The organism is Actinoplanes sp. 13, assembly GCF_056134165.1.
Genome location: NZ_JBVYOQ010000003.1, coordinates 341,807 through 354,659 on the forward strand (window position 1 = coordinate 341,807; position 12,853 = coordinate 354,659).

13 protein-coding genes and 2 pseudogenes are annotated in these 12,853 nt (G+C 71.1%); 13 read left to right on the top strand and 2 right to left on the bottom strand.

Features of this window, described 5'->3' with window-relative positions; translation table 11 throughout:
- Positions 1–42 precede the first annotated feature (42 nt).
- The 3 genes from AC0NH5_RS09295 to AC0NH5_RS09305 are packed head-to-tail and all read left to right on the top strand — an operon-like array spanning position 43 to position 3,037.
- Positions 43–1,179 carry an efflux RND transporter periplasmic adaptor subunit gene (locus AC0NH5_RS09295; protein ID WP_474401945.1) on the top strand — a complete coding sequence of 379 codons (1,137 nt, stop codon included), beginning with the start codon at positions 43–45 and terminating at the stop codon, positions 1,177–1,179.
- Positions 1,176–1,877 (top strand): ABC transporter ATP-binding protein, encoded by a 702-nt coding sequence (locus AC0NH5_RS09300; RefSeq protein ID WP_474401947.1) that lies wholly within the window; start codon positions 1,176–1,178, stop codon positions 1,875–1,877. Before AC0NH5_RS09295 ends, AC0NH5_RS09300 begins: the two co-directional genes overlap by 4 nt.
- A complete protein-coding gene (locus AC0NH5_RS09305; protein WP_474401950.1) occupies positions 1,874–3,037 on the top strand; it encodes an ABC transporter permease in 1,164 nt (387 codons plus the stop codon). Before AC0NH5_RS09300 ends, AC0NH5_RS09305 begins: the two co-directional genes overlap by 4 nt.
- On the opposite strand, the gene AC0NH5_RS09310 is transcribed toward AC0NH5_RS09305, so the two are convergent.
- Positions 2,983–3,885 (bottom strand): helix-turn-helix domain-containing protein, encoded by a 903-nt coding sequence (locus AC0NH5_RS09310; RefSeq protein ID WP_474401952.1) that lies wholly within the window; start codon positions 3,883–3,885, stop codon positions 2,983–2,985. The two genes, AC0NH5_RS09305 and AC0NH5_RS09310, sit on opposite strands and share 55 nt — an antisense overlap.
- 136 nt (positions 3,886–4,021) lie before the next feature.
- Here AC0NH5_RS09310 and AC0NH5_RS09315 point away from each other — a divergent pair, with 136 nt between their 5' ends.
- The 9 genes and pseudogenes from AC0NH5_RS09315 to AC0NH5_RS09355 all read left to right on the top strand — a co-directional run bounded on the left by AC0NH5_RS09315 (position 4,022) and on the right by AC0NH5_RS09355 (position 10,658).
- Positions 4,022–4,708: a DUF6081 family protein gene (locus AC0NH5_RS09315; RefSeq protein WP_474401955.1), complete on the top strand. Its 687-nt coding sequence runs from the start codon at positions 4,022–4,024 to the stop codon at positions 4,706–4,708.
- A 151-nt stretch (positions 4,709–4,859) separates the two neighbouring features.
- The gene (locus AC0NH5_RS09320) at positions 4,860–5,510 is read left to right on the top strand and encodes an adenylate kinase (RefSeq protein WP_474401958.1); all 651 of its coding nucleotides are present in this window, start codon (positions 4,860–4,862) and stop codon (positions 5,508–5,510) included.
- A 44-nt stretch (positions 5,511–5,554) separates the two neighbouring features.
- The gene (locus AC0NH5_RS09325) at positions 5,555–6,256 is read left to right on the top strand and encodes a DUF309 domain-containing protein (protein WP_474401962.1); all 702 of its coding nucleotides are present in this window, start codon (positions 5,555–5,557) and stop codon (positions 6,254–6,256) included.
- Positions 6,257–6,358: 102 nt separating this feature from the next.
- On the top strand, positions 6,359–7,051 hold the full coding sequence (locus AC0NH5_RS09330; protein ID WP_474401966.1) for an SGNH/GDSL hydrolase family protein: 693 nt from the start codon (positions 6,359–6,361) through the stop codon (positions 7,049–7,051).
- 87 nt (positions 7,052–7,138) lie between these two features.
- On the top strand, positions 7,139–7,825 hold the full coding sequence (locus AC0NH5_RS09335; RefSeq protein WP_474401967.1) for a DUF2306 domain-containing protein: 687 nt from the start codon (positions 7,139–7,141) through the stop codon (positions 7,823–7,825).
- 61 nt (positions 7,826–7,886) lie between these two features.
- Entirely contained in the window at positions 7,887–8,915 is a 1,029-nt protein-coding gene (locus AC0NH5_RS09340) for a hypothetical protein (protein WP_474401969.1), read from the top strand.
- 364 nt (positions 8,916–9,279) lie between these two features.
- Complete coding sequence (locus AC0NH5_RS09345; protein ID WP_474401971.1) at positions 9,280–9,708, top strand: DUF6086 family protein; 429 nt, start codon at positions 9,280–9,282, stop codon at positions 9,706–9,708.
- Positions 9,709–9,711: 3 nt separating this feature from the next.
- Positions 9,712–10,028, top strand: a pseudogene (locus tag AC0NH5_RS09350) (IS701 family transposase); the annotation flags it as partial.
- A 153-nt stretch (positions 10,029–10,181) separates the two neighbouring features.
- Positions 10,182–10,658 carry a hypothetical protein gene (locus AC0NH5_RS09355; RefSeq protein ID WP_474401973.1) on the top strand — a complete coding sequence of 159 codons (477 nt, stop codon included), beginning with the start codon at positions 10,182–10,184 and terminating at the stop codon, positions 10,656–10,658.
- A 231-nt stretch (positions 10,659–10,889) separates the two neighbouring features.
- Here AC0NH5_RS09355 and AC0NH5_RS09360 read toward each other — a convergent pair whose 3' ends face one another.
- Entirely contained in the window at positions 10,890–11,654 is a 765-nt protein-coding gene (locus AC0NH5_RS09360; RefSeq protein ID WP_474401976.1) for a hypothetical protein, read from the bottom strand.
- Between the two features lie 209 nt (positions 11,655–11,863).
- On the opposite strand from AC0NH5_RS09360, the pseudogene AC0NH5_RS09365 reads away from it, so the two are divergent.
- A pseudogene (locus tag AC0NH5_RS09365) lies at positions 11,864–12,818 on the top strand (transposase); the annotation flags it as partial.
- Positions 12,819–12,853 lie beyond the last annotated feature (35 nt).

The following is a 12,853-nucleotide window of genomic DNA, read 5'->3' on the forward strand; positions in this document are numbered from 1 at the left end:
AACCTAACAGGATCCTGATGTCGGCTCCCCATGATCGGCGCCATGCCGAAGAGCCGACGGATGGTCGTCCTCGTCGTGGCGGTCCTGCTGCTCGCCGGGGCGTCGATCGGCGGCGCCCGGGTGTGGCGGCGCGACACCGCCACCGCCCCCGGGGCGCCGCCGCCCTCGACCGTGACCGCCGAGCTCGTCCGGCAGGACCTGTCCACCAGCGTCTCGCTGACCGGCAAGCTGGGGTACGGCGCCGCGCGCACCGTGCGCGGCGGCCGTCCCGGCATCGTCACCTGGCTGCCCGCACCCGGCGCGACGGTGCGGCGGGGAGCGGCGCTCTACCGCCTCGACGATCAGCCGGTGCCGGTGTTCTACGGCCGCATCCCGCTCTTCCGGGCGCTTGACAAGATCAACATGATCGGACGCGACGTGCGGGTGGTGGCCGGCAACCTCACCGCCCTCGGCTACCCGGTGGGCCGCCGTCACCAGCGCGGCGACCGGGTCCGCCAGGCGCCGCCCGCCGCCGCGAACGTGCCCGGTTCGCAGCGGGCGAAAGCGACGTGGGCGGAGGTCCGGGCGGGCGAGGACGTGCTCACCCCGGCACTGATCAAGGCGATCAAGAGATGGCAGTACGACGTCGGGCTGCCGGTCACGGGCACGCTCGGGATCGGCAGTGTCGCGGTGCTCAAGGGCCCGGTGCGGGTGGAGAGCACGGCTGTCCAGGTGGGAGAGAGCGCCGAGGCGGCGCTGCTGACGGTCACGCCGACCACGAAAGTGGTCACTGTCGAGGTGGAACCCACCCAGGCGGACGGCCTGAAGCGCGGCGAGCGGGTCCGGGTGCGGCTGCCGGACGACCAGGTCGTACCCGGCGAGGTCGGTCTCGTCTCGACAGCCGTGACCACCGAGCCGTCCCTGCCGCCGAAGCTCGCCGTGACCGTCGAGCTCGACGATGCGGAACAGGCGGGCCGGCTCGACGTGGCGCCGGTCGAGGTGGTGTTCGCCGGCGAGACCCGGCGCGACGTCCTGACCGCTCCCGTCGGGGCCCTCGTCGCGCTCGCCGAGGGCGGGTACGCCGTGCAGGTCGCCGGCGGAGCGCTGGTCGCGGTGGAGACCGGCATGTTCGCCGGCGGGCTGGTCGAGGTCAGCGGCGACGGCCTGGCCGAGGGCACCAGCGTGGTGACCACCGCATGACGAACGCGACCTCCGCCGGGCGGGACGGCACGGTGCCGGTGCTGGCCGTACGCGATGTCAGCATGGTTTATCCCGGCGGTGTCACCGCGCTGGACCGGGTCTCGCTGACGATCCGGGCAGGCGACCTGGTGGGCATCGTCGGCCCGTCCGGATCGGGCAAGTCCACGCTGCTCGCCGTCATGGGCACCCTGGACCGGCCCACCTCCGGCACCGTGCTGCTCGGCGGCGACGACGTGGCCGGCCTCTCCGACCGGCAGCTGTCCGAGATGCGGGGCCGGCGGCTCGGCTTCGTCTTCCAGCAATTCCACCTGAGCACCGGCCTCACCGCGGCGGAGAACGTCGCCACCGGACTGCTCTACGCCGGCGTGCCACGCCGGCACCGGCGCCCGATGGCGCTGGACGCCCTGGCCCGGGTCGGTCTGAGCCACCGCGTCGACCATCGCCCGCACCAGCTCTCCGGCGGCGAACGGCAACGGGTGGCGATCGCCCGCGCCGTGGTCAACGGACCGGCGCTGATCCTGGCGGACGAGCCCACCGGCGCCCTGGACACCCGCACCGGCCGGGCCGTGCTCGAGCTCCTGCGCCGGCTCAACGCGGAAGGCGCCTCGATCGCGATCATCACCCACGACCGGGACATCGCCGCCGAGCTTCCGCGCCGCGTCGAGATCCGGGACGGGCGCCTGGTGGCCGACCGATGAGGATCACCCCGCTGGACCTGCTGGAACTCGGCCTGATCGGCGTGCGCACCCGCCGCCTGCGCGCCGCCCTGTCCGCGCTGGGCATCGCGATCGGCATCGCCACCATGGTCGTCGTGACCGGGATCCCCGCATCCAGCGGCGCGGCCCTGGAACGCCGGCTGGCCGCGCTCGGCGCCGACATGCTGCAGGTCGTCCCCACGCGACAGGACCCGCCCGCGGTGTTCCCGCCCGGGTCGCTGGCCATGGTCCGGCGGATCGGGCCGGTGACCGCCGCCAGCGCAGTGGCCGGCACCGGGGCGATCGTGCGCCGCTCGGACCGCGTCGACGAGAACGACGGCTCCGGCCTGACCGTCCGCGCGACCCAGCCCGACCTGCTCGACGTGCTGGACGGCCGGGTCCGCGCCGGGCACTGGTTCACCGCGGCCGAGCAGCGGTACCCCACGGTGGTGCTGGGCGCGGTGGCCGCCACCCGGCTCGGTTTCGACACGCCGGGGCAGCAGGTCATCATCGGCCGGCACTGGTTCACCGTGGCCGGCATCCTCGACGCGATCCCGCTGTCCCCCGACATCGACCGCTCCGTGCTGGTCGGATGGGAAGCGGCGCGGACGACACTCGGCTTCGACGGCAACCCCACGATCATCTATGTACGGGCCCGCGAGGACGCGGTCGAGGCCGTCCGGCAGGCGCTGCCGGCGACCGTTCATCCGGCACAACCCAATCAGGTGAGCGTCACCCGCCCGTCGGACGCCCTGGCGGCGAAGCGTGCCACCGAGTCGGCCTTCTCGGTGCTCATGCTGGCCCTGGCCGGAGTGGCCCTGCTGGTGGGCGGTGTCGGCGTGGCCAACACGATGGTGATCTCGGTGCTCGAACGTCGCTCCGAGATCGGGCTGCGCCGCGCCCTGGGCAGCAGCCGCGGGCAGATCCGCGCCCAGTTCCTCACCGAGGCGGTGATCCTCTCCGCCCTGGGTGGCGCCGGCGGCACCGCTGTCGGCCTGCTGGTCACCGGCGCCTACGCCGCTCACCAGGACTGGCCCCTGGTCGTGCCGCTGCCGGCCCTGCTCGCCGGCCTGGCCGGCTCGCTGGTCGTGGGCATCGTGGCCGGCGTCTATCCGTCGGTCCACGCCTCCCGGCTCACACCCACCGAGGCGCTGGCCTCCTGACCGGCCACTCCCGCCACCGTGACCAGGCGCAGCTTCGTCTCGTCCTCGGAACCCGGCGTGGCCGACAGGATCACGATCTTCAGCTCCGCGTCGCCGTCGGTCAGCACGTCGCAGTCGATCGTGACCGGGCCGACGGACGGGTGCTCGATGACCTTGCGGTCCTCCCGGTGGGCGTCGACGGTCCCGGCCGCCCACCGGGCGGCGAACTGCTCGTTGCCCGCGGTCAGATCGCGGATGAGCCGCGCCAGGCGGGGGTCCCCCGGGAACCTGCCGCTGGCACGCCGCAGGTCGGAGACGATGGCCGCGGCGGTGGCATCAGCGTCCAGCGAGGTCACCGGCCAGTACGACAACCGTCGCCCGCCCGCGCCGACCGGAAAGGTGTCCCGGGCGAAGTTGCGCAGGTGCGGCGGCGCCGCTGACGGATCGCCCAGCAGCGCGGCCCAGGCCCGGTTCCACCAGATCAGCTGCCAGTCGGCCGCGAAGACGGCGATGGCCGAGTCGGGCAGCCGCCCGACCACCCGCTGCACGCCGGGCGGGATGTGCTCGGAGATGCGGCCGGCGGCCGGCGGCAACAGGTTGGCCAGCCGGAAGAGGTGATCACGCTCGGCGGAGGTCAGCTGGAGGGCCCGCGCCAGGGCGGCCGCGACCTGCGCCGACGGGTTCGTCGCGCGGCCCTGCTCCAGCCGGACGACGTAGTCCACCGACAGACCGGCCAGGTCGGCGAGCTCCTCCCGCCGCAGCCCCACCGCCCGGCGGGCGTGACCGGCCGGCAGACCGGCGGCCACCGGCGACAGGCGCTCGCGCCATGCACGGATCGTCGCGGCCAATCCCGCTCGCGGTGTCGTCATGGTGGTCATTCTTTCGCAGCCACCCGCCCCGGGAGTGGTACTGGCGGTCCCACCGTCGCGCCGTCCCTGGTGCCTCCCCCGGCGGCCGGCAAATGATTGCCGCGTTCCCGTCACCGAAAGAGAAACCCGAGGAAGAATGCCGATCACATCGTACGACCCATTGACCGGCCCGGAACTCGACGCCGATCTGTGGGCGCCGCTCGACATGGGGACCCCGCGGGTGGAGAAGGACGCGGTCACCACGGTCGCGGACGGTGTCGTCACCATCGACATCGCCGAGTTCACCAACGCCGACCCGCTGAACCAGGGGCTGGACAACACCAAGCACGTCATCTTCTCCACCCGCACGTTCGCCGTGCCGGACACCGGCCCGGCCCGGTTCGGTGCCGAGCTCGCGGTCGACCACATCGGCGGCGACTCGGGCGACTACCGGCTCGGCGCCGCGGCGTTCGTCGTGGTCGAGGCCACGACCGGCAAGGTTTTCGACGTGCTGGCGACCGCCGGCCGGATCTACGCCGAACACGAGGAACTGCCCTATCCCGGGGTCGAGGCGCCGTTCACGCGGGTCGTCGACGATCCGATGGGCGGCTTCGGCGGAAGCGGGTTCCACGCCGTCGGCATCGAGATCGACCGGTCCCGCGGGCGGGTCGTCTGGACCTGCGACGGAAAGATCCTGCACGAGGCGAACGGCCTCGACGCGCTGCCGGCCGCCGTCACCATGGGCTTCGGCTTCTTCACGCTGATGCCGATCGCCTCGGGCCGCGGTTCGGTGCAGGGCCAGGGAGCCCGGGCGTCCTGGCGCGACTTCCACTATTCCGTCTGATCGCCCGGGTCGGACGCCACAGCGCTTCCTGGAGGCACCGGCGAGGGGCACGGGCTCTACGATCGTCACCGTAACGACGCCGCAGAGCCTGATCACACCCGTGACCGGGGCGCGACGCCGGTGCCGGTCCATCGGTGAAAGGACATGCGTGATGCGGGTCTTGCTGGTCGCACCGCCGGGAGCGGGCAAAGGCACTCAGGGCGCTCTGATCGCCACGCACTTCGGGATCCCGCACATCGCCACCGGTGATCTGCTGCGCGACCACGTCGCCCGGGGCACCGAGCTGGGCCGGGCGGTGCAGGAGCATCTGAACCGGGGCGAACTCGTCCCCGACGAGATCGTGCTGGACATGGTGCGTGCCGCCTTCGTCGAGGCGAAGGCGGCCGGCCGCGGATACGTCCTGGACGGCATGCCGCGCACCATGGCGCAGGCGCGGAAGCTGTACGAGATGGGCCGCGGTCTGGAGATGACCGCGGACGTGGCCCTGCACCTGCAGGTCGACGACGAGGAGCTGATCCGGCGGCTGCTGGCGCGGGCGGCCCTGGAAGGCCGGTCGGACGACACCGAGCCGATCATCCGGCACCGGCTGGCGCTGTACCACGAGGTGACCCATCCGATCGTCGACTGGTACGCGGCGCGGGGCATCCTGGTGTCGGTGGACGCCTTCCAGCCGGTCGAGCAGGTCGCCCGGCAGATCCTCACCGCGCTGGAGGCGATGCGCGCGCTGGTCCAGCACGTCCCGGAACAGGCGCGGCGCCCGGTGGACCTCACCGGTCTGGGCGCCGCGTTCGGCAAGGGCTGACCGGCGGCCACCGTGCACCCCGGTTCGGCAGAAGAGGTCAGGCAATGAGTGAAGAAGACGCCGCCGTCGCCCAGCTGCGGCGATGGCAGGACTCCGGCGGGCGCTGGCGGGTGCTCGCACGGGGCCCGGAGGGCCTGGTCATCGGGCTGCTGACGTGCGACACCGGCGAGGAGGTGGACCGCATGTCCGGTGCCGGCCCGGCCCTGCTGGCTTTCGTCGGCGACCGTGCCAGCAGTGAGGACGACCTCGCGCCCGCACACCGCCCGGTACAGGCGCCGGCCACTGTCGCCCGTGATCGCGACACTGCCGGCAGGCCGCGCAACTCGCGTCCCCGCGACGCCCTGGGCCGGCCGCTGCCGCCCGGCGCGCCCGGCGTGCCGACCATGCCCGACGATCTCGACCTGGCACCGGCCGACGCGCTGGACCTGGCGCAGCGGCTGCTCGACGACGGCCTGCCGTTCCACGCGCACGAGGTTCTCGAGGCCGCGTGGAAGGCGGCGCCGGCGGGCGAGCGCGAACTGTGGCGCGGCCTCGCCCAGCTGGCCGTCGGGCTCACCCACGCCCGCCGCGGCAACACCACCGGCGCCGCCCAGCTGCTCCTGCGATCGGCGGAGCGGATCAGCGCGTACGACCACGCGGCGCCGCACGGCATCGCGGCTGCCGGGTTGAGTGCCTGGGCACGGGCGACGGCCGCACACATCACCGAGGGCGGCCGGGACGACCCGATGCCGCGGCTCACGGCCTGAGCCGCTCCCCGGTGGGCGGCTGCCGCTCGCGAGCACGGCCGGCTGTGGATCGCCGCCGTAACTTGGGTGCGCGACGCGCGTACCCCCGCCATGATTTTGTTCATGAGCCCGACCTATCTTGCCCTGGGCGACTCGATGTCCATCGACGCCTATGCCGGCGGCCCGGGCCGTGGCGCCGCCAGCCTGCTGCACCGCAACCGCGACGACGACTTCCCCGAGTGGGCGGGCCGCGACCTGCGCACGCTCGGTCATGAGATCACCGACCTGACCCAGGACGGCGCCACCAGCGTGTCGGTGCTGGAGCGCCAGCTCCCGCGCATCCCCGCCCGGCCCGCCCTCGTCACGGTCAGCATGGGCGGCAACGACCTGATGGGCGCCTACGGCGACACCGCCGGGGCGCGCACGGTGATCGCGGCAGTCGCCGGCCGGGCGGAACGCGTCCTGGACACGCTGCGCGCGATGGCCCCGGACGCGCCGATCGTGGTCACCACGGTGTACGACCCGAGCGACGGCACCGGTGAGCTGCCGGCCGGTGGGCTGCCCGCGTGGCCGGACGGGCCACGTCTGCTGGCCGAGTTGAACACCGTGCTGACCGCCGCGGCCGGCCGGCACGGCGCGCTGGTGGCCGACGTGGCCGCGCACTTCCACGGGCACGGCGCCGCGGCCGGCGACCCGGCCCAGCCGCATCCCCGGCCGGACAACCGGGACCTGTGGTTCTGCGGCGTCATCGAGCCGAACGCCTGGGGCGCCCACGAGATCAGGGCGACGTGGTGGCGGACCCTGAACATCGCTTGACGGCGGCTGCCTGTACGCGAATCTGCGTACAGGCAGGGACGCCTCCGAGCGGACGCCGGCGCCGCCGCGCCCCGGCATGCTGCAGCGGTGACCCAACGTGTGACGACCACCGGAACCGGCCAGGTGGCCCCGCGGAGCGCCTGGCTGTTGTTCGCCGCCGCGACCGTCGTCGGCCTCGTGCTCGTCATCCCGTACCTCGGGTTCGACATCGACGACAGCCGCCTCGACGTGAGCGGACGCCTGCACTACTTCACGCTGGTCGCGCACATCTTCACGGCCGCGGTCGCGATCGTGCTCGGGCCGCTGCAGTTCATGCCGAAGGTGCGGGCGCGCCGGGCGGTGCACCGCACGATCGGCCGGGTCTACCTCCTCGCCGGGGTCCTGCCGTCCGCGGTGACCGCGATCCCGGTCGCCCTGTGGTCCGGCCGGCTCGTCACCCAGATCGGCCTCACCACCGCAGCCGTCCTCTGGCTGATCACCGGTGGACTCGCCTACCGCGCCGCCCGCCGCCGGGACTTCGCCGGTCACCGGGACTGGATGACACGCAACTACGCGCTGACCTTCCTCGCCGTCACCGCCCGGGTCCTCACCCCGCTGCTGTTGCTGGCCCAGCTCCCGTTCGCCGGCGACGGCGCCGGACCGGTCGAGGAACGCGTGCAGACGCTGATCCCGATCGGCCAGACCCTAGGCTGGATCGTCGATCTGGCGGTGGCGGAGATCATCATCAGGCGCCGCCGGCGGGACACCGGCGGCCGGCCGGCGCGGCGGGGCTGACTGTCGTACCGAACTCCTATGCTGACGGTCCACAGTGCACGCGGCCCGAGGGAGGCGGTGGATGCGGGCGACGCTCACGTCCGCGGCCGAGCAGAACGGGCTCGGTCAGGTGAGGCGCGTTCATCGCAGCGTTCGCCGAGTGCTGTCGCTGCCGTCCCGCGTCATTCTGGCCGGCGCCGTCGCCGTGGCGTTGTTCTTCGCGGACGACGCCAACTGGCTGGGCGTGGTGCTGACGATCGGTACGGGCACGCTGCTCGATCTCGTCTTCCGGCGGTTGAGCAGCACGTCGAGCCCACACCTGATCGCGGTCTGCGACGGTGGCCTGGTGCTGCACGAGGTCCACGGCGAGACGGTGAGCGTGCCGTGGGAGGCGATCACCTCGGCGACCGGGCCACCGGCTGCGGGCGATGCGGGCGTCCTCGTCATGCGTTACCGGCTCACCACCTTCACGAGCGCCCTGCGCCTGGGTGAGTACACCGCGCGCACGGCGTTGACCCAGTCGATCCGACGCCGGCGCCCGGTGCCCGTGTCGCCGTGGCGGACAGTCGGGTACGCATCGGTCGTGCTGCTCTTCGCCGTCCCGGCGGCCGGCATCGTCGTCTGGCCCGCGTACCTCGCCGGGGTTCCGGACAGCACCGAACTCGACGTCGTGTGCGGCGCGGACGGCCGGGGCTACCGCCAGGCGCCGGCATATTCCGGACCGCCCCCGCACCCGATCTTCGTGGCGCCGGTTCCGCCGGCGCAGCTCCCGGTGGACGCTGTCCCGCAATGGCAGTGGCACGAGGTCGAGGACACCGGCAACCTGCAGCTGATCGCCTGCGTCAGCCTGGCCGGCCACACGTCCTCCGGGCAGGTGTGCGACTACACCAGCGGCTTTCCGCCGGCCCACGAACAGCAGGAGATGCGGACCGGCAGATACGAGATCACGGTGTACGAGCTACGCACGCACCGCGTGATCGACCGTCAGCAGATGATCGGTGGGGACAGCGCCTGTCCCGAATACAAGCGTTCCGGCCGGGCCGTGTACTCGGGGCTGACCGACGCTCAACTGCATGCGGTGTTTGATCGGCACGTCCAGCGGCCCGGGTGACACCGCCGGCAGGCGATCGGCACCGGCGCCCGGTCACCCGTCCCCACCGACGAACGAAATCTGGCCGGCCTCGCGCGGGACGGCACACTCGGGTGATCGCTGCGGAAGCGGTCCCGATCACGCCGGGATCACTTGAGCTTGTCGTTCAACCTCCTGCTCCACCGCGGCGTCGCTGCGGTCAAGGTCGGTGCGTCATAAAGGGTGACTACAGTGCGTGCCGGTCAGCAAGCTGCGCGGGTACGACGGGGACCCAGCGCGCGTTCTCTGCGGCAATAGAGGCCGTTCGACGAGGCACGTAGGCGGCGGCGCCGGAGCGGGCAGAAGTCGACGGTCGCGGTATTCGCGCCACTGCGATCATGACGCGGTGAGTCAGTGCTTCGATGATGCGACGACTGGGGAGACGCTGTGGAACCCGGCTACGAGGGTGGCTCAGCTCTTCTTCCGGATGACCGAGGCGTTGGTGCCGGTTGCTGACCGGCCGTGCGGAGTCGTGGACTTGCACAACGACGAGTACGCGGTCGACCCGCAGGCATTCACCGGGTTCCTGGACGCGCTGGTGGCACAGCATCTCGCGTCGGATCACACGATTTTCAAGGCGATGCTCGCTGGCTACCTGCCACAGGCGGTGGTAATAGTCGAGCGCAGCGGGCGTCAGCTGACGGCGTTGACCGCTCCCATCGAACGTTCCGTCCGGGCGATCTCGCTCAACGTCGACGCTTTCGATCCTGCGGCTGATCAGCGCGACTTGATCCGGCTGGCAGTTGCGGCCGAGCGCTCGATGCCGAGGCGCTAATACTCCAGCAGCGGCCTCGGCCTCGACCAGCACCAACACCGCCGCTGGAAAGCCTGGCACCGCTGGAAAGCCTGGCACCGCTGGACCACCCTGGTCATCGTCGCCCATGCGTTCCTTACCGCCGCAACAACGACCAGCACAGAAACCCCGGACGGCCTGATCGCGATCACCGTCAACGAACTGCGCCGACTGTTCCACGCCCTGGTCATCGACCCTGCACGAAGGGTCGCCGACGCCATCGCCTGGTCCATTTACCGACGGCGGCACCAAGCCGCTGCCAGAACCAGCCACTACGCCGGCAAGCCCTCACGGAGCCCTGAAACGGATCTCCTGCTGGAGTACTAGGGCCGCCGGCACGCCGGACAGCGGCTAGATGAGGGCGCCGGTCTCGCGAGAGCGCCCTCCCACGTTGTCCTGACGGTGCCGCCCTGGACAATGGGCGGCGGTCCCGCGGTACAAGGAAAGGTTTGATCATGGGTTGGAACACCTCGGTGCTTCTCCGTCAGGACGTGACGGCGGACGAGGCTGTTGACGACCTCGCCATCACAGATTTCAGCGGCGAACTGGTCGGAGCCGACCAGGCTACAAGCGCCCTCAAGCCCGACGCCCTCTATGCCGCCGAGTCGGGTGGCTGGGTTCAGGTCTGGAACCCGATGATGGATGTGGTCATGGGCTGGGAGCCGACCGACCCGGCCGACGCTTTGGTGGTCTTCTTCAGCAGCGTTTCGAGCACATACGGCTTCACGCTGTTCACGAATGGCGAACGAACCCGGCATTACGTCTACGCCGATGGTGTGGCCGTCGTGGACGAAGGAACACCACTGCCGGTCGAGGCCGAGATCGCCCTGCCGTCCTGGGGCCCGGACGAGGACTTCCTCTGGTCGATCATCACGGCAGTCACCGGTCTTCAGTACGACGAGAAGCTGCAGTACCGCGTTTACCCGGTGTGACGGGCATGGTTATAGCGCATCACCGACGGCCTGAGCGCGTGCACTGTCATCGGCATCAGTGTGCACGCGATCCTGGCTCGGCAGACACGCACCGTTACGACGGTCTGGCGGCTGCATGCATGCTCAGCGGCAGATCCGGACGTCGACGAACCCTAGGTGATGGCTCCGTCCGCCAGAGTGCGGGATAGGCCGTAACGTATCGATGGGTGACCATCCCCCAGACATAGGTCGCTAGTCGCCGATCTCCTGAAGTCCGATGGCGAGCTGGCGGGTGAACGCGAGATCTGGAAGTTCCCGCCCAACGACCTCGTCGTCGTCAAAGGCGACGCCGCCGCGGAAGCCGCCGCCACGGAAGGTCTCCCGCAGGTAGTCGACAAACCAGTCACCGAACTGGTTCTCCTCATTACAGGTCATCCCGTAGATCCGGAAGTCAGCGCCGTTGTCGGGCAGCAGGACGTGATAATTCATGCCGCCGCTGTAGTTGGCCTTGTGGCATTCGTCCGGGGCCAGGTACCAGGCATGCTTGCCCTGCCTGTCATCCCATTCCGCATCCTCCTGGTCCAGAGACTGGACTACCAAGGGGTCGTACTCTCCGGCGTAGCTGACCTCGGCAACCGGCTCGGGTGCATTCTCCCGCTTATGCCACTGAACTAACTGGTTCGCCGACTGCATGAAGTTCACCGTGCCCACGAACTCGTAGAACGCCCGCAGCGACAACGGCAACGGCCCGTGCCTGCGCTCGAACGCGTCCAGTCGTGCACCGGCGTCCGCAGTCGGCGGTACGTGAGCCCTATCCCGTGCCACCAGCTGGTACCCGGCGTCGATCAGGCGTGCCCGCACCATCTCGACGTTTCCACGCACCCGCCGCATCATCTCCGCGGCGACAGCACGGGCATCGTCGTACTGTGCATGGCCATGCTCCAGCGGCCCGAGTGCTCGCAGCTCCGCCCATACCCGCTCACGATCGCCACTGAGATACCGGTCGAGAAGACTCACGCCGAGTGATCTTGCCGTCCCCCGTCCACCGTCACAAGCAGCGGAGTGCGGCACTGATCGCCGCGGAACATCCGCTCATCGGCAGATCCGTGCATTCGCAGGGCCCGCCTCCGGTGTGGCCGACGGTGACCGCGTCATCCGGTGAGGATGGACGCATCGGGCGCCTATCGACGCTCGTTGTGGCGGTCGTGACGGACACGGCGGAAGCGATCGATGTGTTGGCGGGGTTCCGTGAGCAGCTCTACCGATGCATGACCCGGCGGGCCGACGCCTTGTTCGAGCTGACCGATGCTCTGTTGTGCACCGACGGGCCGATCAAGACGCTGGTCGGGTTGTCGTTGGCGCCGGGGCACCGGCGGGGCCACGGCGCCATGTATGACGCGCTCAACGCGGGGCGCATCGACGTCGAGTCGCTGCACCGGCAGCTGGCCGGCTTGCCGCTCCCGGGGGCGGCGGACGGCCGCTTGGTGCTCGCCGTGGCTACGCCCGGACGGTGACTGCAGTCCGCAGCGCTCGTTCTGCCACACCTACGTCCGGGGCAAGGACGAACACGAGAGGATTCTAGGCCGGCCCTACTCGATCGTCGTTGCACTGGAGACCGAACGCACGTCCTGGACCGCTCTGCTGGACGCGGTTCGCCTTCCGCCCCGGCGCGGACGTCACGACGATCACGTGTGCGCAGGTGCGGCAGCTCGCCGACCGGCTGACCGACGCGGGCCAACGGCAGGCCGGGGGACCCGGTGCCGGCGGGCGTTCCTGCGCCGTTTCGACATCGAGCACACCTTCCGCCTGCTGAAGGAAACTCTTGGCTGGACCGCTCCGCAGCTGCGCGAGCCGGCCGCGGCGGACCGCTGGACCTGGCTGATCCTGGCCGCGCATACTCAGCTGCGCCTCGCCCGGCCCCTCCCCCAGGACCTACACCGATCCTTGGAACGCCCGATGACGCCGGAGCGGCTCACCCCGGCCCGGGTGCGGCGGGGGTTCCGGAACCTCCGCGCGACCAGCGCCTCACCAGCGCGTGCACCTGAGCCCAGCCGCCCCGGTCCCGGACGTCCGCGCGGTTCCCGCAACCGGCAGTCCGCTGTCCGCCACGACGTGGGACTCATCCTGGTCACCGGCCAGGCCCACCAGCGGCCGACCCACCACAAGAGGGCCACCAAACCCGCCGCGGGTCGAATGACAAGCTTCCGCTGGGTCGA

Bases quoted from the DNA above. Each gene is read 5' to 3' on its own strand.
- AC0NH5_RS09295 (WP_474401945.1), top strand. From the start codon at position 43: ATGCCGAAGAGCCGACGGATGGTCGTCCTCGTCGTGGCGGTCCTGCTG.
- AC0NH5_RS09300 (WP_474401947.1), top strand. From the start codon at position 1,176: ATGACGAACGCGACCTCCGCCGGGCGGGACGGCACGGTGCCGGTGCTG.
- AC0NH5_RS09305 (WP_474401950.1), top strand. From the start codon at position 1,874: ATGAGGATCACCCCGCTGGACCTGCTGGAACTCGGCCTGATCGGCGTG.
- AC0NH5_RS09310 (WP_474401952.1), bottom strand. From the start codon at position 3,885: ATGACGACACCGCGAGCGGGATTGGCCGCGACGATCCGTGCATGGCGC.
- AC0NH5_RS09315 (WP_474401955.1), top strand. From the start codon at position 4,022: ATGCCGATCACATCGTACGACCCATTGACCGGCCCGGAACTCGACGCC.
- AC0NH5_RS09320 (WP_474401958.1), top strand. From the start codon at position 4,860: ATGCGGGTCTTGCTGGTCGCACCGCCGGGAGCGGGCAAAGGCACTCAG.
- AC0NH5_RS09325 (WP_474401962.1), top strand. From the start codon at position 5,555: ATGAGTGAAGAAGACGCCGCCGTCGCCCAGCTGCGGCGATGGCAGGAC.
- AC0NH5_RS09330 (WP_474401966.1), top strand. From the start codon at position 6,359: ATGAGCCCGACCTATCTTGCCCTGGGCGACTCGATGTCCATCGACGCC.
- AC0NH5_RS09340 (WP_474401969.1), top strand. From the start codon at position 7,887: ATGCGGGCGACGCTCACGTCCGCGGCCGAGCAGAACGGGCTCGGTCAG.
- AC0NH5_RS09355 (WP_474401973.1), top strand. From the start codon at position 10,182: ATGGGTTGGAACACCTCGGTGCTTCTCCGTCAGGACGTGACGGCGGAC.